At 41.5% G+C, this 22,607-nt stretch carries 17 protein-coding genes and 7 tRNA genes; 7 read left to right on the forward strand and 17 right to left on the reverse strand.

Annotated elements, in window-relative coordinates:
* Positions 1-101: 101 nt before the first annotated feature.
* The 6 genes from argB to OCV60_RS06040 form a co-directional block, all read right to left on the reverse strand.
* On the reverse strand, positions 102-992 hold the full coding sequence (argB, locus tag OCV60_RS06015; RefSeq protein ID WP_044945251.1) for an acetylglutamate kinase: 891 nt from the start codon (positions 990-992) through the stop codon (positions 102-104).
* Between the two features lie 13 nt (positions 993-1,005).
* The gene (argJ, locus tag OCV60_RS06020) at positions 1,006-2,232 is read right to left on the reverse strand and encodes a bifunctional glutamate N-acetyltransferase/amino-acid acetyltransferase ArgJ (protein ID WP_021943283.1); all 1,227 of its coding nucleotides are present in this window, start codon (positions 2,230-2,232) and stop codon (positions 1,006-1,008) included.
* 55 nt (positions 2,233-2,287) lie between these two features.
* Positions 2,288-3,328: an N-acetyl-gamma-glutamyl-phosphate reductase gene (gene argC, locus OCV60_RS06025; protein ID WP_021943282.1), complete on the reverse strand. Its 1,041-nt coding sequence runs from the start codon at positions 3,326-3,328 to the stop codon at positions 2,288-2,290.
* A 399-nt stretch (positions 3,329-3,727) separates the two neighbouring features.
* Complete coding sequence (locus OCV60_RS06030; RefSeq protein ID WP_262529735.1) at positions 3,728-5,269, reverse strand: sodium:solute symporter family protein; 1,542 nt, start codon at positions 5,267-5,269, stop codon at positions 3,728-3,730.
* A gap of 375 nt (positions 5,270-5,644) precedes the next feature.
* Positions 5,645-6,157: a shikimate kinase gene (locus tag OCV60_RS06035; protein ID WP_021943667.1), complete on the reverse strand. Its 513-nt coding sequence runs from the start codon at positions 6,155-6,157 to the stop codon at positions 5,645-5,647.
* Positions 6,158-6,283: 126 nt separating this feature from the next.
* Positions 6,284-7,228: an AEC family transporter gene (locus OCV60_RS06040; protein ID WP_021943668.1), complete on the reverse strand. Its 945-nt coding sequence runs from the start codon at positions 7,226-7,228 to the stop codon at positions 6,284-6,286.
* Between the two features lie 350 nt (positions 7,229-7,578).
* On the opposite strand from OCV60_RS06040, the gene OCV60_RS06045 reads away from it, so the two are divergent.
* From OCV60_RS06045 to OCV60_RS06075, 7 genes are all read left to right on the forward strand, one after another.
* Positions 7,579-7,653 (forward strand) — tRNA-Pro (locus OCV60_RS06045).
* Positions 7,654-7,692: 39 nt separating this feature from the next.
* Positions 7,693-7,763 (forward strand) — tRNA-Gly (locus OCV60_RS06050).
* A 38-nt stretch (positions 7,764-7,801) separates the two neighbouring features.
* Positions 7,802-7,875, forward strand: a tRNA-Arg gene (locus tag OCV60_RS06055).
* Between the two features lie 58 nt (positions 7,876-7,933).
* Positions 7,934-8,007: transfer RNA gene (locus OCV60_RS06060), tRNA-His, on the forward strand.
* 31 nt (positions 8,008-8,038) lie between these two features.
* A tRNA-Gln gene (locus OCV60_RS06065) sits at positions 8,039-8,110 on the forward strand.
* A gap of 19 nt (positions 8,111-8,129) precedes the next feature.
* A tRNA-Lys gene (locus tag OCV60_RS06070) sits at positions 8,130-8,202 on the forward strand.
* A gap of 85 nt (positions 8,203-8,287) precedes the next feature.
* Positions 8,288-8,369: transfer RNA gene (locus OCV60_RS06075), tRNA-Leu, on the forward strand.
* A gap of 54 nt (positions 8,370-8,423) precedes the next feature.
* Here the strand turns inward: OCV60_RS06075 and OCV60_RS06080 are convergent.
* From OCV60_RS06080 to OCV60_RS06130, 11 genes are all read right to left on the reverse strand, one after another.
* Complete coding sequence (locus OCV60_RS06080; RefSeq protein WP_262529738.1) at positions 8,424-10,412, reverse strand: glycoside hydrolase family 31 protein; 1,989 nt, start codon at positions 10,410-10,412, stop codon at positions 8,424-8,426.
* Positions 10,413-10,609: 197 nt separating this feature from the next.
* Positions 10,610-11,158, reverse strand: a complete 549-nt coding sequence (locus tag OCV60_RS06085) for a transcription repressor NadR (RefSeq protein ID WP_021943999.1) — start codon at positions 11,156-11,158, stop codon at positions 10,610-10,612.
* Positions 11,159-11,256: 98 nt separating this feature from the next.
* Positions 11,257-12,111 carry a carboxylating nicotinate-nucleotide diphosphorylase gene (nadC, locus tag OCV60_RS06090; RefSeq protein WP_021943998.1) on the reverse strand — a complete coding sequence of 285 codons (855 nt, stop codon included), beginning with the start codon at positions 12,109-12,111 and terminating at the stop codon, positions 11,257-11,259.
* Between the two features lie 22 nt (positions 12,112-12,133).
* On the reverse strand, positions 12,134-13,435 hold the full coding sequence (locus OCV60_RS06095; RefSeq protein WP_021943997.1) for an L-aspartate oxidase: 1,302 nt from the start codon (positions 13,433-13,435) through the stop codon (positions 12,134-12,136).
* Between the two features lie 470 nt (positions 13,436-13,905).
* Positions 13,906-14,202, reverse strand: coding sequence for a hypothetical protein (locus OCV60_RS06100; protein WP_021943996.1), 297 nt, complete (start codon positions 14,200-14,202; stop codon positions 13,906-13,908).
* A 96-nt stretch (positions 14,203-14,298) separates the two neighbouring features.
* On the reverse strand, positions 14,299-16,644 hold the full coding sequence (locus tag OCV60_RS06105) for an ATP-dependent helicase (RefSeq protein WP_117785143.1): 2,346 nt from the start codon (positions 16,642-16,644) through the stop codon (positions 14,299-14,301).
* Positions 16,645-16,659: 15 nt separating this feature from the next.
* A complete protein-coding gene (locus OCV60_RS06110) occupies positions 16,660-17,646 on the reverse strand; it encodes an SPFH domain-containing protein (RefSeq protein WP_117785144.1) in 987 nt (328 codons plus the stop codon).
* Positions 17,647-17,656: 10 nt separating this feature from the next.
* Positions 17,657-18,337, reverse strand: a complete 681-nt coding sequence (locus OCV60_RS06115) for a PspA/IM30 family protein (RefSeq protein ID WP_021943993.1) — start codon at positions 18,335-18,337, stop codon at positions 17,657-17,659.
* A gap of 147 nt (positions 18,338-18,484) precedes the next feature.
* Positions 18,485-19,447 (reverse strand): hypothetical protein, encoded by a 963-nt coding sequence (locus OCV60_RS06120; protein WP_262529745.1) that lies wholly within the window; start codon positions 19,445-19,447, stop codon positions 18,485-18,487.
* A gap of 40 nt (positions 19,448-19,487) precedes the next feature.
* Entirely contained in the window at positions 19,488-20,168 is a 681-nt protein-coding gene (locus OCV60_RS06125; protein WP_021943991.1) for a gamma-glutamyl-gamma-aminobutyrate hydrolase family protein, read from the reverse strand.
* Between the two features lie 4 nt (positions 20,169-20,172).
* Positions 20,173-22,581: a PEP-utilizing enzyme gene (locus OCV60_RS06130; protein WP_262529748.1), complete on the reverse strand. Its 2,409-nt coding sequence runs from the start codon at positions 22,579-22,581 to the stop codon at positions 20,173-20,175.
* Positions 22,582-22,607: the final 26 nt, after the last annotated feature.

Raw genomic sequence — 22,607 nt, forward strand, 5'->3', positions numbered from 1 at the left:
ATAGAAAAAGACCAGTCCTGCGGCATCCGATTTTTCTCGTTATCGGTGCACAGCTCCGGTCTTTTTCTGTTTTACTTTTAACTTTTCATTGAATGTGCTTCTTAGAATAATGGCTCTTTTAAGATTGCAGTACCGATACCCTTCTGAGTAAAGAACTCAAGAAGCAGGCAATGCTTCAGGCGACCATCCAAAATATGAACTCTTGATACACCATTTTCCATTGCTGTGATACAGTTATTAAGCTTTGGAAGCATACCACCGCCGACAACACCTTTCTCAATGATATCCTTTGCCTCATGGATATCCATTTCTGAGATCAGGGTAGACTTATCTGTCGGATCGATAAATACACCTTCAATATCTGTTAAGAATACCAGCTTTTCCGCCTTTAATGCTGTTGCAACAGCACATGCAGCATCATCAGCATTAATATTATAATCCTCATATTCTTCACTGACACCGATAGGAGCGATAACAGGTATAAAATCCTGATCGACCAGTGCATCGATCACCTCTGTATCAACCTTTGTGATCTCGCCTACATAACCGATATCTTTTCCGCCCGGCAGACGCTTCTTAACGGTAAACAGTCCACCATCCTTTCCACTGATACCCACAGCCTTTAAACCAACCTTCTGCATCATGCTGACAAGACTCTTATTTACCTTGGATAATACCATCTCGGCAATCTCCATTGTCTCCCCGTCTGTTACACGAAGTCCATTGATAAATTCAGGCTCTTTTCCAATCTTCTCTACCCATTTGCTGATCTCCTTACCGCCACCATGCACGATAACCGGTTTCAGTCCAACCAGCTTTAATAATGCAACATCTTCGATCACATTGTATTTCAGATTCTCATCCAACATAGCACTTCCGCCATATTTTACAACAATTGTTTTCCCCTGAAATTTCTTGATATAAGGCAAAGCCTCGATCAGTGTCTGTGCTTTTGATATTACCTGATCTACTGTATAATCTCCCTTTACCATCTTATTTACTTCCTCACTTTCTATACTCTGCATTTATCTTGATATATTCATATGTAAGGTCACAGCCCCACGCGGAAGCTGTCTCTGTACCGGCATGCATATCCGCATGAAAACATACCTGATCCGGCGACAGGATCTCCGTCGCTCTTTCTTCATCATAATCGGTACAGACCCCGTTTTCAACTATTTTTAAGGAACCGGCCTCACTGGATATTATAATATCTACCTTATATGGATCAAAAGCGATCCCGCTCTGTCCCATCGCGCACACCAGACGTCCCCAGTTCGCATCCGAACCGTATACGGCGCATTTTACAAGGTTTGATGTCACCACGGATTTTGCAAGCTTTCTTGCGCCCTCCTTGGATTCCGCCCCTGCTACCTGTACCTGAAACATCCTCGTCGTTCCCTCGCCGTCCGCTGCGATCAGCTTCACGAAGTAGGTATTGATATATCGAAGTGCCTCCGCAAATGCCGGATAGTCCGCATCCGTTTCAAGCAGCTCATCATTTCCTGCCATGCCATTTGCAAATATCATAACGGTGTCATTCGTTGAAGTATCCCCATCGACAGATAACATATTATAAGTGTCTATGACATCATTTCTCAGTGTTTTCTGCAATAACTCCTGACTGATATTCAGATCCGTTGTCAGGAATCCAAGCACCGTTCCAAGATTCGGATTGATCATACCGGAACCTTTGCACATGCCTCCGACGGTAACTGTCTTCCCTTTGATCTGCAGCTTTACCGCGATCTCTTTCTTATATACATCGGTCGTCATAATGGCTTCCGCCGCATGACTTCCACTTTCCAAATCATCGGAAAGCATTCCTGAAAGTTCGCGGATTCCATGCGCGATCGTCTCCATCGGAAGCCTTATACCTATTACTCCGGTCGAAGCAACCGCAACCTGATCAGCCGGTACCTGAAGTTCTACTGCCGCAAGCTCTGCCATATGCGCCACATCAACATCTCCTGCTTCTCCGGTACATGCATTTGCCACTCCACTGTTTACAACCAGTGCCTGACATAAGCCGATATCGTCACATAATGCTTTGTCCCACATAACAGGTGCAGCCTTGACTACATTCTGTGTAAATACTCCAGCTGTCTTCGCCGGACACTTGCTGACTAGCAATGCCATGTCTTTTTTCTTTTTATTTTTTCTTACTCCGGCGTGCATACCTGCTGCCAGAAATCCGATTGGAGCTGTCACTCCGCCGGAAATGATCTCCATACCGATCACCGCCTTATATCATCTGTTCTTCCACGATATCCGATGCCGTTACTCTTTATGGGAATACCGGAGCCATCAGCAGTCCTTCTTCTTCCGGAAGTCCAAACATAATATTCATATTCTGAACTGCCTGACCGGCTGCTCCCTTTACCAGATTATCAAGTGCTCCCATTGCAATGATACGTCCGGTTCTTTCATCAATCTTAAAGTTGACATCTACATAATTGCTGCCCTCTACCCAACGTGTCTCCGGACATACATCCTTGTCAAGAACACGGACAAATCTCTCGTTTGCATAATATTTGTCATATGCAGCACGAACAGTATCGTAATCTACCTTTTCTTTTAATGAAGCATATGCCGTAACCAGAATACCACGATTCATCGGAACCAGATGTGGTGTGAAATTAATCATGATCGGACTGCCGTATGCATATCCCAGCTGTTCTTCGATCTCCGGTGTATGGCGATGAGTCGTTACTCCATATGCCTTAATGCTTTCATTTACCTCACAGAACAGGTTCGGGATCTTTGCTCCTCGTCCTGCTCCTGATGTACCGGACTTAGCATCTACAATGATCGTATTCGGATCAATCAACTTCTCTTTTACAAGCGGATATAAGGAAAGAATAGAGCAGGTTGTATAACAGCCCGGATTTGCCAGAAGTCTGCATCCCTTTACCTTATCTCTGTTGATCTCACACAGACCATATACGGCCTCGTCGATAAATTCCGGACTCTTATGCTCGATCTTGTACCACTTCTCGTAAGTAGCAACATCCTTAATTCTGAAATCCGCACTCAGATCAATGATCTTAACCTTTGATAAGATATTCTCATTTACAAGAGAAGAACATAAACCCTGTGGGGTTGCAGTGAAAATAACATCCACTTTCCCAGCCAGTTCATCCATGTTCTCGCCCAGACAGGTTGCATCCACGATCTGAAACATGTTTCCAAATACTTCGTAATATTTCTTATCTATAAAACTTCTGGAACCATACCAGACTATTTCCACATCCTTATGTCCAAGAAGAATTCTTACTATTTCCTGACCGGCATATCCGGTTGAACCAATAATTCCTGCTTTTATCATATCTTACTCCAATCTGCTGCAACCGGTCATTTTCCGTTACAGCCATCGTCCTATTTGTATTTCTACACATTCACTTATCTTACTCTCTGCATTTTCTTCCGTCAACCGCTTTCATAGGAAAATACAGTTCGTATAATCTTCCATGATTATACAGTTATTATGTATAATATTCAAGCATTAATTAATAAATATGCAAAAATATTTTTTATTTTTATATCCCAGCATTGCATTCTTAATTTGATCATACATGTTTTATATATTTTTCAAATTATTATATTATGCAGAAAATGTTATATTTAAAGCAGCATTATTGCATTTCTCATAAAAATCAAAGCCGGCAGAACAGGATATCTTCCTTCTGCCGGCTTTATGCATGTCATGTATATTTTGTGTATAATATTAATCCAGTGCTTCTTTCTGAGGTACGGTTACTGTCGCTTCATAGCAGGAGAAGATCTCCTCTACGTGCTTCTGATCCGGTTTCTTTGTGATCAGACTGACGATCGGAACAAGGATCAATCCACCGATCATCGCTACTGCACCACAGTTTACAGGTGACTGTAATGCCTGTGGAAAACTAAATAACTGCCATGTATTACTGATAAAGTTCAGTGTCATGATGCCTACGCCCCAGATAAAACTAACAAGGCAGGCTGCCACTGTCGTGCGTTTCCAGTACAGACCATATAAAAACGGAGCCAGACAGGCACCTGCGATCGCACCCCATGAAATACCCATAAGCTGTGCGATAAATGCCACCTTGCTGGAATACTGAATGACTGCAATGACCGCCGATAATGCGATAAATACTACCAGCATGATCCGCATTGTAAGGACCTGCTTCTTCTCTGACATTTTCGGTGCGATCGATGCTTTGATAAAGTCGATCGTAAGTGTGGAGCTTGAGGTCAGAACCAATGAAGATAAGGTAGACATCGAAGCAGATAATACAAGGATAACCACCAGTCCCATCAATACTTCCGGAAGATTCTCAAGCAGGTGTGGAATGATCGCATCAAATCCTTCTGTTGCTACATCCGTCTCGGTCAGACGTCCAAAACCACCAAGGAAATAACATCCTCCGGCTACGATCGTTGCAAATAAAGTAGATACGATCGTTCCAGTCTTGATTGATTTCTCATCTTTGATCGCATAAAATTTCTGGATCATCTGAGGAAGGCCCCATGTTCCAAGTGAGGTTAATATGACAACACATACCAGATTGAAGATATCCGGTCCAAGGAAGGATGCAAATACACCCGGTGTATCCGAAACCGCCGGATCATTTACACGAGCCAGCTTGTCTAACGCACCTGTAAGTCCGCCTCTCTCGTTTAATACTGCATAGATAACTGCTACTATACCAACCAGCATGATCAGTCCCTGAATAAAGTCATTGATCGCTGTCGCCATATACCCGCCAACAATTACATAGATACCGGTAAGAACTGCCATAGCAACAACACAGATCTTGTAATCAATGTCGAACGCCATTCCAAACAATCTGGAAAGACCGTTATACAATGAAGCCGTATATGGGATCAAGAATATGAATATGATCCAAGAAGAAATGATCTTCATGGATTTGCTGTTATATCTTCTCTCAAAGAATTCCGGCATTGTTCTGGAATCCAGCTTCTGCGTGATCAGTCTGGTTCTTCTGCCAAGCACTACCCATGCAAGCAGAGATCCAAGGATCGCATTTCCAATTCCGATCCATGTGGATGCAATTCCGTATTTCCATCCAAACTGTCCTGCATATCCAATAAAAATAACTGCCGAAAAATAGGACGTACCATATGCAAATGCTGTAAGCCATGGGCCTACGCTTCTTCCTCCCAGTACAAATCCGTTCACATCTGTGGCCTGTTTTCTTGCATAAAATCCTACACCGATCATTATGCCAAAGAATACAACAAGCATAATCACTTTAATAACCATGTCGACCTCCCGTCACTTCTCATTTTTGTATTCGCAGAATTTTACAGCCAACTTTCCACCAACAATAGCGCATCTTATAATTTCTGATTTTCGAATTCTGACATAATCCGGCTCATTTTGCTTTATTGCGTTGAAGTCAAGCAACTTTAAAGTTCTACGTTTTAAACCACAAAATAGATTATATTGGATACATCCATTTTCGTCAATATAAAAAACGACTTCCTTGCAGATATTTTTTCAGCTTTCGCCAAATATTCCATTCTGCTGTTCAGAAGTCGTTTTTCCAATCTGTTTTTAGCACTTCATAAACCCGCTGCATAGATCCAAATTCATATCATTACTTTGGATCTATGCTGTTTACGCTCGATCTTCACATTAATGTGTCTTCTCATATGCCAACACTTTTTCTGCAATCGTATCCATGAGTTCTTCTACGGAAAGTCCCTCGGCTTTTACCGTGATCTGTGCATATTTTTCATACAATAAGATTCTCTCGTTATAAAGATCCTTTAAAGTCTGACCATCCTTTAACACTACGCCACGCCGTTTTACATTTTCCAGTCTGGAAGCGATCACTCCATATGGAAGCTCGATATATACTACAATATCATTTTTTACATAATGCTGCATGGCTTCATCACAGTATACGACACTTCCTCCGGTTGCAATAACCGTATTCTTTAAGTCAATTTCTTTGTTTACATCATTTTCTATCTGAAGGAACCCATCATCTCCATATTCTGCGATCAGCTCACGAAGCAGCTTACCATGCTTCTTCTGGATCAACACATCTGCATCTACAAAATCAAATCCAAGAACCTTGGCAAGTACCACACCGATCGTACTCTTTCCACAACCAGGCATTCCGATCAAAACTATATTTTTCATCTTCTTTCTCCATTCTCTGTATTTTAATTTTCTATATTATCCTAATCTTTTCATTTGTTCTCTGTATTCATTACTTCTAATTTAATCCCATTTCTGTTTATTCAAGGATTTTTATTATTACTTGTGTCATATACATCCCATAACGCGAAGGACATATACCCATACCGTTATCGTGATCGATGAAAACAGGGTTGTCAGCACGATCGTATTTGATGACAGGACTTCATCATTATTCATATTCTTAGCCATGATATAACAGGTTACCGTGGACGGTGAGCCTGTCATGATCAGGATTGCTGCCAATTCACTCGGTGCAAACCCAAGCTTAACCGCAATCGGCATATAGATCAAAGGAAATACGACTAGCTTCATAAGAGCTGCTGTAACCGCAGGCTTCATTTTCTCCAGTGCTGCTTTTGTATTAAAACCTGCTCCTATGGCGATCAATGCGATCGGAGTCGCCGTCTGTGCGATATAATTGATCGTCTTCATCGGTATCGCAGGAATCGGAATATTCAATAATGAAAACGGAACTCCGAGCACGATGCCGATTATGATCGGATTCTTTAAAATATTAATGCATGCCGTTTTGATTCCGTCTGCACCATGGATATTATCTCTGCCCCCAAAGGTCAACATAATAACGGACAGGATATTGAACAATGGTACCGCCGCAACGATCATAAGCGGAGCCATCCCTGAGCTTCCACAGATATTTTCTACAAAGGCAATTCCAAGCACCGCCGCGCTTCCTCTTGCCGATGCCTGCGCAAACGCTCCGACCATCGTCTTATCCCGGCAATATATCTTTGCAAAGCACCATGCACATGCAAACATAATAAAAGTTCCGAAGAAACAAAACGCCACAAATTTCATATTTACGTCTTTTAATACCGAGGTTGTTGCGATATCCCGAAACAAAAGCACCGGAAGGGATACCTTAAACACATATTTATTTGCTATATTTGCAAATTCATCATTGATCAGCCCAATCCGTTTCAGAAACCACCCCAACAGGATCACCAGAAAGATCGGCACTGTCGCATTTATACTAAATAAAAAATCACTCATTCCATTCTCTCTTTTCTTAATTAAACTGTCGCAGCCCTTACTATAGCACAGCTTGTTACCCGATTCAATTTTTATCCGATTTTTTTAAAAGATCTATATGCAACAGATACACACCTGCCAGACCTCGAAAACTTTAAATTAATGCTAAAATGTATGAGATTATCATCAGTCCATATATAATATTCAAAAAAATAAATACTGGAAAGTGGCTTAAAACCTAAGGAAATCCGCTCTGTCAAAAAAAATGCAAAAAAAATAAAATTTATTGTTGACATCAAGGGGGTGTTTATGTATAATATGTCTTGCGTCAGAGATATGACGAACATAAAAAAACGACAAACACTTTGTTCCGGGGTGTGGCTCAGCTTGGCTAGAGCGCTTGATTTGGGATCAAGAGGTCGCAGGTTCGAATCCTGTCACCCCGACTTAGATAATCATAAATCTAAACACTGTTAAGCAATCATGCGGGTGTAGTTCAATGGTAGAACACTAGCCTTCCAAGCTAGATACGTGGGTTCGATTCCCATCACCCGCTCTTTATTTTCGCTAATATTTATAGCGGGAATTTAAAATGTGTCCGTAGCTCAGCTGGATAGAGCAACGGCCTTCTAAGCCGTGGGTCGGGGGTTCGAATCCCTTCGGGCACATTTATTTGTTTCATTCTGTGGCACTACTGCTGTTCCATATGGATGTTTCACTTATATGGTGGGTATGGCGCAGTTGGCTAGCGCGCCAGATTGTGGCTCTGGAGGCCGAGGGTTCGAGTCCCTCTATCCACCCTTTTCTTTATCGCATATTAAGCGATGCTTTTGGGTTATCGCCAAGCGGTAAGGCACAGGACTTTGACTCCTGCATTCGCTGGTTCGAATCCAGCTAGCCCAGTCAAAAACTTAATTTATATGGGCCATTAGCTCAGGCGGTAGAGCACTTGACTTTTAATCAAGTTGTCCGGGGTTCGAGTCCCCGATGGCTCATTAAAATTTCAGATATAATTTTATATCTGATTTTTTTATATCTACTCTTCTATTCTTTTATTCTATTATATATAGAAGAAACTCTGCGGATATGGCGGAATTGGCAGACGCGCTAGATTTAGGTTCTAGTGTCAACAGACGTGCAGGTTCAACTCCTGTTATCCGCATCAAAAAAGGCAATCATGATCGATTGCCTTTTTCTTTTATCTGATATCCTGTTACTAATTATTCAAAATTACACAGGACATCTCCAGATCATATTCTCTTGTATATCCATCATCATCATACAACTGATAACTACTTCCCGCATACCCTAGTAACTGCAGCTTCTTCGTATTAATATCCGCAACACACTCGGCAAAGTCAGCAAGAGGAATGCATTTTCCTTTCCGAATAAATAAAATCACTTCATTCAACGGTACTTCTACAAAATGATGTCCTTTTTTCATCTCGGTCTGTTCAATATCACCCTCAGCCTTGAAACGGACAAGCATCATATTCTCCGGCAGATAAACATATCTTCCGATTGCATTCTGTGTATATACCGGTGCGATCATGATCTCATTACCAAGCATAAGCTGGTCTTCTACATTTACCGCCATACGATCTTCCGGATATTCAAATGCAAGCGGTTTAAACATCATTTCATCATTTAAAGCAGCCTTCATATATTCACTGTAAATATATGGAAGCAACCGATAACGAACACCTATGATATGTCTGAAATCTTCAATCTGCTCAAACTGATAGCACTCCTGCTCTCTTGTGCCAAGGCATGCATGATTACGCATCAGCGGTGTAAATACACCAAGTGCGAGCCATCTGAGCAAAAGATCTCTGGTCGTATTACAGCCAAATCCGCCCAGATCTGCTCCTGTATATAAGAAACCACACATATTTAATGATGGAAGCATTTTCAGATTCAATAGGATATGGGACCACCAGGATTTATTATCTCCGGTCCAGATACCGCCATAACGATGCATTCCGATATAAGATGATCTAGAAAACAACAGGCATCTTTTCTCCGGACAGATCTCTCGAAGTGCTTCACCTGCTGCCCGTGTCATATTATAACCAAAAAGGTTATGTACCTGATCATGACGCACCATCTTTCCATTCATATTATGATACATCGAAGCATAGTCTTTGGCATTATTAGCCAGATCTGCTACCATATCCCGAATTTTCCAGACATCATCCACGGATTCTTCTTTATCAATAAATTCCCGCATTGCCTCTTTTACTTCACAAACGCCTTCCGGTGTATAAAAAATTGCTGGTTCGTTCATATCATTCCAGAAGCCTTCAATTCCTGCATCTGTAAGAAGCTTATATTTCCCGCCAAACCATTTTCTCGCTTCCGGATTCAATACATCCGGAAAATGTGTGTATCCCGGCCATACAGCTGCAACAAAATCACTTCCGTCCTCTCTTTTACAGAAATAATTGTTTGCTACGCCTTCTTCATACACATCATATCCTTCTTCAATCTTCACTCCCGCATCAATAATCGGGATCAAGCGTATATTTTCTTTTTTCAACTCTTCTACATATTCAGAAAAATCACCAAATGCTTCATTTATCGTAAAGTCTTTATAATGATCCATATAATCGATATCCATGTATACCATGTCGATTGGAATATGATTCTCCCTGTATTTCTTCACAACATAAGCAAAATCTTCCGGTGTCTTATAACCCCAACGGCTCTGTCCAAAACCGAAAGCAAACTTTGGAGCAATATAACTTTTTCCTATCATTTGTCTGAATTGTTTTACAATATCATATATACTTTCGCCTGTGATCACATAGAAATCCAAATCTGCTTTATCGCAGAAAATATGAAGTTCATCCATCTTAGTATATCCGATATCAAATACCAGCGAAGACGGATAATCTATGTACAATCCAAATGTTCTCTCGCCGGATATAATAACAAAATTATGAGATGCATATAAAGAATAAACATCCTCATGATGATTCGGAATATCTGTATTATTGCTTATATATTTATATCCTCTTTTGTTGATTCCACGATTTGCTTCACCAAGTCCATATACTGCATCCTCTGCTTTCATATCATAAAGAAATGAAAAGCCATCATCCAGATTTACTGTTCCAACTTCAGGCATACCTTCCGATGCCTCAAATGACACAACAACTGATTCTGTAAAAAACGGATTACCATATGTGTATTTTTTTATCATTCTCATTTCCTCTTTTCCTTTTTATTTGGTATATAATTTATTATACCTGATAATGTTATTATATTATCTGTTCATCCGTTTTTCTTACATTATTTTTATAAATTTGTTGCACAATATTGACTTATTAATTTCTTCCCCTCGTCATCTTATAACATAGAATGGCAGGTAATCTGTTATAGACTACCTGCCATCCTATGTCATTCACTTTTTTCCCAAAAATCAACCGGTTCGAAATCCAGCAGTTTCGCAAGAAAACCACATTCCTCCAGATCCTTCTGAATATTATCCAGGATATCTTCTGAATCTGCCTGCACCGTGTGATAATGGTAATTGTCGGTTATCTTAAGAAGCGGCGATGATTTTCCACTGCTCAAGGTCTTTACATATTCATAAATATCTTTTCTGGTTTTTATGTTCATCGGAGCTTTTACAACTCCATAAATCTTATGATATACAAATACATCCAGAATCCTGCCGCCATTATCTACGATGATCTGCAATTCTTTCTCTATCTCTTCCGCAGTATGACGCACCTTGAATATTCGTTCACATTTTCCCGGCTTTAATAACACATATCCCCGGTTTGTTGAAACAATATTATTGTCAGCCGCACGAAGCAGGGCAATATCCTGTACGATTACCTGCCTACTCACACTGAGTTGCTTCGCCATCTCCGCCCCCGCAATCGGCTCCTTACTCTTCGCAAGCATCGACAACAGTTTTTCCCGTCTTTCAACTCCTGTCATGTTCTTCCTCCCAATCTTATCATCCATTAGCCCATTCTATTTCTCATATAAACCTTCCCTGCACCCAAAGGCACCAGAAATTTTGTTACAATATTCAGTTAGATTCTATGAAGATTTTTCAGAGAAATATCCATGATCGGAGCGGAATGTGTCAGTGCTCCACTTGATATATAATCAACACCAAGGTTCTTCAAGCGCTCGATATTTTCTGCTGTTACATTACCTGATACCTCGATCTCTGCCTTGCCATCTATGATGCCGATCGCTTCTTTTAACATTTCATCTGACATATTATCCAGCATGATAATATCCGCTCCGGCTTCAACAGCCTCCTTTACCATATCCAGATTCTCAACCTCGACTTCGATCTTTCTGACAAACGGTGCATATTCCTTTGCCATACGGATTGCCTCTTTCACTCCGCCTGCCGCGCCTATATGGTTATCCTTCAGAAGGACTCCGTCCGAAAGATTATATCTGTGATTATGCCCACCGCCGACACGAACTGCATATTTTTCAAAAATACGATTATTCGGGGTTGTCTTTCTGGTATCAAGCAACTGGATCTTGCTTCCTGCAAGAAGTCCTGCAACCTTATATGTGTACGTAGCAATACCGCTCATCCTCTGCAGATAATTCAGTGCTGTCCGTTCTCCCGATAACAATACACGGATATCCCCGGTTACAACTCCCATCAACTGTCCTGCCTTTACCTCATCGCCATCCTTGCAGTAGAGTTCTGTCACGGTTGTATCATCTAATAATTCAAATACTCTCTTAAACACCTGTAAACCACAGATGATTCCATCCTGCTTGCAGATTAACTCTACCTTTCCCATGCATGCCTCCGGCATAACGGAATTTGTTGATACATCCTCACTTGTAATATCTTCTTTTAATGCTCCAAGAATAAATGGATCTACATTTAATTTTAAAGTAATCTGATCGTACATAATATCCTCCTGAATGATTTTTCTATGCTTCCTGTCTGTGCAGGTCTTCTTCGTTTTCCCTTGCAATCTCAGCCTTAAGCAGTGCTTTATATTCTGTTGCCAGCTTCTTCTTATCTGTATAATCGTCTTCTCTGTAAGAGATTTCTTCTATCTTTGTCCGATCGAACTGCTCAGTCATTTCCTTTGCGGCCCGCTTGGCAAATACCAGGCTCTCAAGAAGTGAATTACTTGCCAGTCGATTCTTGCCATGAACTCCGTTACATGCAGTCTCTCCGATCGCATATAACTGATCCATCGATGTCTTACTGGACAAATCCACCTTGATACCGCCCATGAAATAATGCTGTGCCGGCACAACCGGTATGCATTCTGTATACACATCATATCCCATTTCTTTGCAATGCTCAACGATATTCGGGAAATGTTCTTCTAATTCTTTTCTATCAATCACAGTCATATCTTCCCAGACATAATCTGTTCCGTCCTTCTCCATCTGTTTGCGAATCTCGATCGTCAGCAGATCTCTCGGAAGAAGTTCATTTACAAACCGCTCATGATTCTTGTTATAGAGCAGCGCCCCCTCGCCACGAACCGATTCCGAGATCAAAAAACTCCTGTCCTCCGGCTCTTTGCTATATAAAGTTGTCGGATGAATCTGGACATAGTTCACATGCTCTGTCTCAATCCCATGCTTTAATGCGATCGCAACGGCATCTCCGGTCAGGTGTCTGAAATTAGTCGAATGTCTGTAAATACCACCGATTCCCCCACAAGCAAGCATGGTATAGTTTGCCATGATCGGGAAAATCTTATTCTCCGCATCCCTTGCCACCACACCGTAACAGCAATTATCCTTACACAGGATATCCACCATGGTTACATGTTCGTAGATCGTCACATTCGAAAGCTTCTCTACATTGCGGAGCAGGGTACTTGTGATCTCTTTTCCTGTTACATCCTCATGAAAAATGATACGGTGATGGCTATGTGCTCCTTCCTTTGTATAGCTGAAACTGCCATCCGGCTCCCGATGGAAATCCGCTCCATACTTTACAAGATCGTTTACAACATCGACCGATGAACGTATCATGACTTCTACACTCTTTGGATTATTCTCATAATGTCCCGCCTTCATGGTGTCTTCAAAATAACTGTCATAGTCATCTTCTGATTTCAGCATACACATGCCACCCTGTGCCAGGAAGGAATCACTGTGTTCTACGATATCCTTTGTTATGATCGTTATCTGTTTATCACTGGGGAGATTCAATGCAGCATATAAACCTGCGCATCCACTTCCAACAATTAAAATATCTGTCTTCATATTGTTTCTCCAACTGTATTTATTTGTTTTTTCTTCTTATTATAAAAAAGCGTTGCCTTAGTATACCACGTTCTGTTGTGCATGACAATATAGTATTTTACACCACTTTACATGTGTCTTGTCAGTAGATAAAATGAAAGACAGCATTACTTATTATTCCGTAAGACGTTCGCACTCTATTTTAACGCAACGGTGCTAAGCTCCTCGCCTATGGCGACTCACTAAGAACCGGCGTTAAAAAGGCTTACTTCATAAAGTACATATACTCCAATGCCAAATCTCACTTCTCATTTTTGATCTAAACATTGATATCTTGATCTATTATTTCTCCCTTTTCCACAAAATTTCCACTAACTATAAATGAAAACTTTTCATATATCTTTTTAGATAAAAATAACCGAATTAGCTCTTTATAATTCAAAAAACTAATCCGGTTATTTTACTCACTTTGATTCAGCTCAAATTTTTGATTATTCAGCGTCTGCTACAGGCTCTGCTGCCGGTGCTTCTGCTGTCTCGGCAGGCTGCTCTGCCGGTGCTTCTTCCTCGTCATCATCGTCATCATCGAAGAAGTCGTCATCAAAATCATCATCAAAATCATCATCAAAATCATCAAGAAAATCAGGTGTCAGGTATGAATATACTGCATATGCAATACCTGCGATCGCTGCTACTGCACCGATAATCGCAAGGATCACAAATACAACACCTTTTGCCTTTTCTTCTGTTGGTTCGCTTTTTACTAAGATTACATCATTATTTTTCATTATAAACTACCACCCTTTCATTTAGTTTCTGTATGCCGTCATTATAGCATACTCTTTTTTCTATTTCTATATTATCTTGGAATTATTATAATTTCTTTATTCTTCCAAACGCTTTAATTTTGCAAAGGAAGCAAACATTTTTCTTGTACCGCCACGATCAAAATCTACCGTCACCTCATAATCTCTGCCGCCCTTTACAAGCTGCGTTACAGTTCCATTTCCAAATTTCATATGACGCACCCGATCACCTTCTCCATAGTCGAGAACCAGTTCCCGGTTCACGGTAAATTCTTTGCCAAATGATGGTTTGGTCGATGGTATTATACTGATCGGCTCTTTCTTTGCCTTACTGTAGCTGCTGTATGGATTCGATGAAGAATATCCGGAACCCGTTTGCGACGATCTTCCATGATATGAGCCTTTTCCATATCCTGACTGCCCGCTGCTACCATACCTATTTCCGGTATATCCGGTGTCTGCAAACTGCCGTTCTTCCATCCGTTTTACATGCCTTGTAATATCACCGGAATCCTGGAACAGCAGCGGCGGAATCTCTTTAATAAATCTGGAGATGTCATTGCAGTTTCTACTTCCATGCAGCATACGGTTTCTTGCACAGGACAGATATAGCTTCTTCATCGCTCTTGTAATTCCTACATAGCAAAGTCTGCGTTCTTCTTCCAGCGCATCTTCATCATCCGAATTGATCGCCATCGCACTTGGGAAGATTCGCTCTTCCATGCCACATAAGAATACATATGGGAACTCCAGTCCCTTTGAACCATGGATCGTCATTAATTTAACCATATTATCATCATCGGACATTTTATCGGTCTCCGAAACCAGCGCGATATCCTCCAGAAAATCTGCCAGTGTTGCTTCCTCATAATCGGTTTCAAACTGAACCACACGGTTTCTTAACTCATCGATATTCTCAAGTCTAGCCATCGATTCATCCGTGTGCTCCGCTATCAGTTCATCTTCATATCCGGTATCCTCCAGAATACGGTCAAATAATGTACTGAGTGGTTCCTGCTCCTCTATTATCCCCCGAAATCCATCGATCAATTCCACAAAGCCGGAAATTTTTGCAACCGAACGCTGTAATCCCGGAACTTGCTCTATGATCTGCATGGCTTCCATCAGTGTCATATCATTTGCAGCGGCAAATGCGGCCACCTTATCAACGGTAGCATCACCGATTCCACGCTTTGGTACATTGATGATTCGTCTGAGATAGGTATCGTCTGTAGAGTTATTTACAACCTTCAGATATGCCATTATATCTTTAATTTCTTTTCGTTCATAGAAATTCTGACCACCGTAGACCCGATGTGGTATTCCTCGCATAACCAGCTTCTCACCAAGGATACGAGATTGTGCATTCGTACGATATAGTAAAGCAATGTCTTTATACTGTGCACCATTTGCTGTCAGACGGATGATCTCATTTACAACACGATCCGCCTCCATGTATTCATCCTCACTCTGATTAAATACAAGCTTCTCGCCATCTCCCTGATCTGTCCAGAGGGCTTTATCCTTTCTTCCTTCGTTATGCTTGATCACCGCATTTGCAGCCGCCAGAATATTTCCACAGGAACGATAATTCTGTTCCAGCTTCACGACCTTCGCATCCGGATATTCCTTTTCAAAATTCAAAATATTCGTAATATTGGCACCACGGAATTTGTAGATTGACTGGTCATCATCACCAACGACACAAAGGTTTCTGTATTTGGAAGCAAGCTGCTTCACCATCAGAAACTGTATGTGGTTTGTATCCTGATACTCATCCACCATAATATAACGAAATCTGTCCTGATATAATTCCAGTACATCCGGATTATGTTCAAACAGCTCAACCACCTTGTAGATCAGATCATCAAAATCAAATGCATTGAATTTACGGAGTCGCTTCATATACTCGGAATATACGGTTGCCGTCTGTGTCTTCACAAAATCTGTCGCATTCATCTTCGCATACTGATCCGGTGAAATATACCGCTCCTTTGCATTTGATATCTCTGCCAGGAACATCTTCTCCGGATACTTCTTCGGATCGATCTTCAATTCCTTCAGAATATTCTTGACCGCAGATTTCTGGTCATCCGAATCATAGATATTAAAATTTGTTGCATAACCGAGCCTGTCTGAAAACCGTCGCAGAATCCGTACACATAACGAATGAAAGGTGCTGACCCATACTCGTTCAGCACCCTCTCCAACAATGTTATTTACTCTGTCTCTCATTTCGGCTGCGGCTTTATTTGTAAATGTTATCGCAAGAATATTATATGGATTCACTCCGATCTCATCCATCAGATACGCTACCCGGTGGGTGATTACTCTGGTCTTTCCTGATCCGGCACCTGCCAGTATCAGAAGCGGTCCATCGACATGTCTGCATGCCAAATCCTGCATGTCATTTAATCCAGCCATCGCTTTTGTACTCCTTTATATCAGCTTTGTTCCGCAGTTACCACAGAACTTTGCTCCATTTGTAGGGGTTCCGCAGTTCGGGCAGAACTTAGGAGCCGTACCATTTCCGGTTGGAGCTGCCTGCTGATTCATCTGTCCGTTCATGTTGTTCTGCAGATTACCGGTCATCTGATTTGCCATCATCATACCCATCTGCATTCCCATCATACCGCTGGCAACATCTGCCATATTGGTTCCACCTTTTCCGTTGGAATTTGCAAGTGCATCTACCATCTTCACCTGCTGGAACCGTCCCATGTCACCAAGCATCGTATACTCAGCAGCCTGATCTGCACGTTTTGATATATTCTCAGGATATGTAAATTCGCTGATTCTGAAATCTGTCATGGTCAGACCGATCTTGATCAGTTCCATATCCAGATCTTCTAAAATACCCTTCGCAATATCCGTTGCATTTGCCATCAGATTGAATACGTCACCGCCGACCTTTGTGATCCATTTGATCAACAGTCCATCTAAGATTCCCTTAATACGGTCTCTGACATCATCCACTGTAAAGATTGCCTTTACCCCGGCGATTCTCTCGATCAACACATTGTAATCATCGATCTTGAATGAAAACTTACCATTTGACCGTACCGGAAGTCCGCCCGGAAGTCCCGGAGCCTGTAAACGGATCGGTGAACTGGTTCCCCAGTTACAGGTAAACTCTTTCGTATTGATGAACAGAACCTCTGCACGAAGTCCTGAGTTGAAACCAAACTTAAATCCCTTTAATGTAGAAAGGAATGGAATGATATCCGAATCAATCGTATAACTTCCTGATTCTGTGAAGATACCTTCTACCGCACCGTTATACAGGAAGATTGCATCCTGTCCCGGTTTAATGATAAGTCTGGAATCTTTCTTTATCTCTCGATTTGTCCATTTCCAGAAGAGCAAGTCATCTCTGTATTCTTCCCACTCAACTACATTGGCAAACTGATTTGAAAATAATCCCATCTGTTTCCTCCTATGAAAGTCCCATCTTTGCCTTTAATGCTGCAAGTTCGTCTGAAACTGCTGATGATGGTTCTGCATCGTATTTGCTCATCAGATCATCTGTCTCATCCTTACCGCTGGCATTTAATTCTGCCATAGCATTTGCCTTGTCAAGCATTGCATCAGCCTTTGCTTCCATTCTGTCAAATGCTGAGATCGTTCCGGCTGTATCCGTTACGCTTCCCATCATCTTATTCATCTTCTCCTGCGTCTTTGCAACCTGAACCTTAGCCTTGATCGCATCTTTTCTTGCGTTCAGATCCATGATATCCTTCGTCAGCTTATCATGCATCTCTTTCATCTTAGCCGCATTTCCTGCTGCCATATCATAAGACTGCTGTAACGAAGTTCTCTTGGTTGATAACTGATTCTTCTTCTCTAAGAACTTCATGGCATCTGCTTCGTTTCCTGCAAGGAGTGCCTTCTCTGCATAGTTCTGCATCTTGGCAATATCTGCATCGCAGTCATCCAATGCACGTTTGCATCTGGTCTCATCTGCCATAACGGTTGCTGTCTCTGATTTTACGTTTCTAAGATCTTCCTGTAAGTCTCTGAGATACTGGTCGATCATCTTCTCCGGATCCTCTGCCTTATCAAGCATAGCGTTGATGTTTGCTGACATAATGTCTTTAAATCTTTTTAAAATCCCCATAAATAATTACCTCCTGTATATATTTACACTTTATGGTTTCTTGTTTTTTCGTGCTCACAAACCCATGATATCATAACAGGCGTACGCTCCGCAACGCCTGAATCATGAATTAAATGTAAAGTATCACGCTTCTGTTCTTAGGTGGCTTTAAAGTTCATCGTCAAGGCTCTTATGGATGTTTCCACCAATCCGAAACTCCGGAATTTTCTTAGAAGGGCCTTCTGCTGCCTTTCCTGCAACCCCTGCATCCGTAATTGATTCCTCTAACGGCACAGGTGTCCGATCCTCAAATAATGACTTTTTCTTTTCTTTCTTTAATTCATCTGCAATCTCAAATGCTGAATCAACAACCTCATCATGCAAAATATCATCATGAAGCTTCACCGGCTGTCTGGATGGTTTTACCTTGATCGGATCTTCCTTCTTATCCTCAAAATCAAATTCCCACTGAACCATCTCATTTTCTTCTGCCTGCTTCTTCGTCTTCTGTTCTTCTTCCTCAAACCGGTTCTTCTCATAGTACAGTTCATTTGCAAGGAGCTGGCTGATCTCTAAGATATCGGCATACCGTTCCTGCTTTTTCATATCCAGAAGTCCATCCATCAGCTCTCGCTTATTCTGCTCAATGACATCGGATTTCTGTCTGAGGGAATCCAGCACACGGTCGGTTTCCTCGCTGATCATATTATATGCCTGACGTACCGATTCATTGATCTCCATAAGCATCTCATTCGTATAAATGATCGATGCCGCATAGATCTCATTTGCTGTCCGAAGTGCCATCTTATCTTTCTTGTTCAGATCCTTTACCTGCCTCTGGACATAGAGCGGATTCGGCTTGCTCATTCGGATCCGGCTTGCAGATTCTTCTGCCTCTACGATAATGTCCTCGGCTTCTTTATTCGCATCCTTTATGATCTTGCCACGCTTATCCGTGATCTCATGATACGCTTTTAATTCTATATCTATCGTCTTTTTCAGATCTTCTATCATTTCCAGCATTTCTTCTTTATTTACAAGAACCTTCCCTGCTGCAAATGGAACATTCTGTCCGTCCTCAATCAATACCTGCATCTTATCAAGCAGTTGTTTTGCTTTTCCTTTTTCCATGTCTATTGCTTCCTCCAACTATGGCTTTATAGGATTTTATTTATAGATCCGGTTTCTTATCATCTCTTGGAATACCTAAGAAATCCTGGATCAGATGTCTGCTGAAAAGCCTTCCTTCTTCACTTTCAAAATACCGCTCCGGATGCCACTGAAACGCAAGAATACTCATGGTTGGTGACACAAATGCCTCAACCGATCCATTTTCTTCATCTACAACCAACGGATAAAACATTGTTGAAAGGTTTTCCAGATATACACAATCACTGTGAAAATTATTTATCTTTATATATCGATCCGAATTACATATTTTTGCCATATGGTCAACACCTCGCGGTCTTGGTACCACAAACGGTGCAGAATATGAAATCTTTCCACCAAAAAGAGCATTCAGATGCTGCATACCTCTGCATACCCCGATGATCGGTATCTCATTCTCCACACAGTACATAATGAGCCGTTCCTCCATCACATCCCGATGCGGCTGCAGCTCTGCCTTATGCGGTTCTACATAATATTTCGGGTGAAGCGTACCGCCACCCGTTACGATCAGTACGTCAATCGGATCTTCAAATAAGGCTTCAAAATCTCTGGTGAAATTCGACACCGGATGAAGTCTTATTCCCATGCTTTCATAAAATTCCGTATAGGCAGCTTCCAGAACATCCGTGGATTTTCCATACATATTCTGACCTTCGCGTTGTGTTATCAGTGCGTGAAGCATACGCCTATTCCTCCTTCAGTATCTTTCCATTTTTACAATCAAGTGTCAGTTTGTCAAGTCCTGTTACATAATTATAAATAACGTCGCCACATCCAATAGCCGCCGGAATATTGAATTCCGCACATCGGATCGCCATATGGGATGCAACACCACCATACTTCGTAATAAAGCCCCGGATTCCTTTTGCAAAGATCCAGTCATAGCCGGGATCTGCTTTCGGGATCACTACGATCTTATCTGCAACATCAACCGCTCCGGCATCGTCACGCTTCGATTCCTCATCCTCCAATATGACAACTGCTCCGGTCACGATCTCCGAGGTGATAAAATTCGGTCTCGCCTCTACCATCTCGATATATTCCAACTGCTGCTTATTACAGATCACATCTGGCAGAATCATATCGGAAGCATCTGTATATGCCTTTCGGTTCTCTGCGATCACCTGTTCCCATATCCTTCGGATCTCCGTTTCTGGTTTATGATACACTGCAATTATATCATCTACTGTGAGATATGCCATATCTTCTTTTGAAAAATTCAACATTTCTCCAATATTGATCAGAATATCGATTGCCAGACTTAAGGATTTCGTAAATTCAAATTTAAAATATTCCCGTTCTTCCATGGAATCCTTTAAGAATTCCACAAATTTCTTTGCATCAACACCAAAGCCGATATCGGAAAGTGCCTGTTCTACCTTCTCCGGATCTAATGGCGTATGCTTTAACCGCTCAATTCTCTGTCTCTGCTTCTTTGCTGTCTCGCTTGCCTTGGAGCTGTCAAAATCCCGTTCCTCATATGTCTCACAGGTGATATCGTAAGTGCCGGAACGAAGATGCCCGTATTTCTCATCAAATGCAGCTCTGGTAATCCGTCCTTCTGCAAAATCCTGAAAATCCGAATCGTACTCCGATGCCACTGTGTAGATTGACATCATAAAGTCATCAATCTCACGGCTCGTAAAATATCCCTTTGCACTAAGTGACCTGCAAAGAGCCTTTGAGATAAATGCAAGTCTTGCCTGTCTTGCAAATTTCGGTGTTCCGTACTGTTTGATACTCTCGATCAATTCTATAAAATAACGGATGGAAGTATTCACATCCTTTGCTGCCATCAGCCAGTTATTCCTGATATTTTCCCGATGCACCTTCAGTCCGTTTAAGGAACGGATATCCTGCATCCGGTTCTGCCTGAAATTACAGATTGCACGATCCGTCAGACGAAACAGGCTATTTGACAAATCCTGAATCTCGCCTTTCGTGAATTCATATTCTAATAATTCCTGCAACCGATCCTCCGTTGTAAAATCATAATTGGAAAATACGATTTCAAATTCTATTTTATCATGTGCCGTTATATCCGATAATATCTTCCGGTCATAAAATGCCAAAAGTTTTTTCACCATGTCCTCATCTAAATCCGCAGGCATCAGGCACAGAAATGACTTCCGCAATGATATATATGGTTTATTTCCGACCCTGTACATCAGATCTCCGTCCACCACACGATATCCGATCGTGGTAAGTCCCTGATTCCAGGCAGCCTTCGTTATGATCTCTCTGTAAAGGGAGAAATCAAGCGGATGCGGATTCACTCCTATGATCTCAGCAGGATTCCAGAATGCCATATCGGATAAGATTGCCTGTTTCTCATACAACAGATCACTGAGTTTTTGATACTGCTGTTTTATCTTGTTTATCAATTCTCCAAATATACGATCATTCTTTGCTCTGTCTTCTTTGTAGTCAGACGGCTTTTGCAGTTTCTTAATACAGGCCGCAAGCGGACGCACCTGAAAGATCGTAACTGTCAGATCTGCTCCAACTGCAAATTCCACATCGAGCGGATACTCCGGAAAGATGTCTTCTAATTCCCTCATGGCTGTGATCAGAACACCCCAGCGCTCCGGGAGAGATGAACTCTCTGCTGTCCGTGCAATATAAATCGTCTTTCCTCCGCTTCCACTGGTTACCGCATCGGTCGAATCTTCATCATATGAGATTGCATAATACAGTCTTCCTGATTTGATCTCTCTGGAGAAGATAACTCCGCTGCTGATGATAGATTTCGTCTGCGTCTGGATCAACACCTGTTCATTCCTGATATCTGGCAGATCTTTTTTATAGGAATCAAATACTGTCTCAACCGCATGACATACAGCATCGCGATCATCAGCGTCGACATCCAATATACTGTCATAATGACCCGCATTTGATGTCTCGGAGGAATCTTCATTGGAACAGGAGCTTCGAACAACAATCGTCTGTCCTTTAAACTGTGATTGAATATCGGCAAGGATCTGTTTCCGGTTCTCACCATACATTTTCCCGGTTACGATCATAAGGTCTTCTATTCTCGATTTTGTTATTCTGTTTTTCAAATAATCTAATGTATCTGCTTTTGTCAAAACCATGAAAAAATCACCTTCTACAACAAAAC

This window comes from Coprococcus ammoniilyticus (assembly GCF_025567345.1).
Lineage (GTDB): Bacteria > Bacillota > Clostridia > Lachnospirales > Lachnospiraceae > Coprococcus > Coprococcus ammoniilyticus.

Coding starts and splice junctions, on each gene's coding strand:
- OCV60_RS06035 (WP_021943667.1), bottom strand. CDS start 6,157: ATGAAAAATATAGTTTTGATCGGAATGCCTGGTTGTGGAAAGAGTACG.
- OCV60_RS06110 (WP_117785144.1), bottom strand. CDS start 17,646: ATGGGATTATTTTCAAATCAGTTTGCCAATGTAGTTGAGTGGGAAGAA.
- OCV60_RS06105 (WP_117785143.1), bottom strand. CDS start 16,644: ATGGCTGGATTAAATGACATGCAGGATTTGGCATGCAGACATGTCGAT.
- argJ (WP_021943283.1), bottom strand. CDS start 2,232: ATGGAGATCATTTCCGGCGGAGTGACAGCTCCAATCGGATTTCTGGCA.
- OCV60_RS06080 (WP_262529738.1), bottom strand. CDS start 10,412: ATGATAAAAAAATACACATATGGTAATCCGTTTTTTACAGAATCAGTT.
- OCV60_RS06100 (WP_021943996.1), bottom strand. CDS start 14,202: ATGAAAAATAATGATGTAATCTTAGTAAAAAGCGAACCAACAGAAGAA.
- OCV60_RS06095 (WP_021943997.1), bottom strand. CDS start 13,435: ATGAAGACAGATATTTTAATTGTTGGAAGTGGATGCGCAGGTTTATAT.
- nadC (WP_021943998.1), bottom strand. CDS start 12,111: ATGTACGATCAGATTACTTTAAAATTAAATGTAGATCCATTTATTCTT.
- OCV60_RS06125 (WP_021943991.1), bottom strand. CDS start 20,168: ATGCTTCACGCACTGATAACACAACGCGAAGGTCAGAATATGTATGGA.
- OCV60_RS06120 (WP_262529745.1), bottom strand. CDS start 19,447: ATGGAAAAAGGAAAAGCAAAACAACTGCTTGATAAGATGCAGGTATTG.
- OCV60_RS06130 (WP_262529748.1), bottom strand. CDS start 22,581: ATGGTTTTGACAAAAGCAGATACATTAGATTATTTGAAAAACAGAATA.
- argC (WP_021943282.1), bottom strand. CDS start 3,328: ATGATAAAAGCAGGAATTATTGGTTCAACCGGATATGCCGGTCAGGAA.
- OCV60_RS06030 (WP_262529735.1), bottom strand. CDS start 5,269: ATGGTTATTAAAGTGATTATGCTTGTTGTATTCTTTGGCATAATGATC.
- OCV60_RS06115 (WP_021943993.1), bottom strand. CDS start 18,337: ATGGGGATTTTAAAAAGATTTAAAGACATTATGTCAGCAAACATCAAC.
- OCV60_RS06040 (WP_021943668.1), bottom strand. CDS start 7,228: ATGAGTGATTTTTTATTTAGTATAAATGCGACAGTGCCGATCTTTCTG.
- argB (WP_044945251.1), bottom strand. CDS start 992: ATGGTAAAGGGAGATTATACAGTAGATCAGGTAATATCAAAAGCACAG.
- OCV60_RS06085 (WP_021943999.1), bottom strand. CDS start 11,158: ATGACAGGAGTTGAAAGACGGGAAAAACTGTTGTCGATGCTTGCGAAG.